At 48.8% G+C, this 512-nt stretch carries 1 protein-coding gene; it reads right to left on the minus strand.

Going from position 1 to position 512, the window contains the following annotated elements:
- Window positions 1–247: 247 nt before the first annotated feature.
- Window positions 248–512: CRISPR-associated endonuclease Cas2 (gene cas2 / locus NZ960_08660; GenBank protein ID MCS7177659.1), on the minus strand; the 265-nt coding region annotated here is incomplete at its 5' end.

Here is a 512-nt window from a genome sequence, read left to right on the forward strand (position 1 = left end):
TAAGGCTGCGATGAAGTACAGTTGCGGATTGGTCACAAAGTAGATTTGCCGACAACGATTTCTTCGATGTCGCTTGACAGGTTTTGGTTGCGGATTGGTCACAAAGTAGATTTGCCGACAACAGTACTTCTGTAAGCTCTTTTCCTCCCTAACACTTACAGTTGGAAAAGTCGGCATGCTGTCGGCAAATGTCTCTCATGCTCCGGTGATTTCCCATCGGAGCATGCTATTTTTTTGCATGGTACCGCTAAAAGATTGCAAGCTGTACCGGTGTTTCTGGTCCGGGATGCGGTTTGGAGCGGTAGAAATGCAGCATGGTGGCAAATTGTTTATCGGTAACCCGCAGAATGCTTACCTGCCCATATTCTGGCAAATAACCTTCGATGCGCCGAATAAAGGTCTCGGCAGATTCACTACTGGGACAGTGCCGAATATACACCGAGTATTGGAGGCGGGTAAAGCCATCACGGGTCAAATCTTTGCGGAATCGCGTCGCAGCGTCGCGCTCTTTC

It is taken from the genome of Candidatus Kapaibacterium sp., assembly GCA_025059875.1.
GTDB lineage: Bacteria > Bacteroidota > Ignavibacteria > Kapaibacteriales > HRBIN21 > HRBIN21.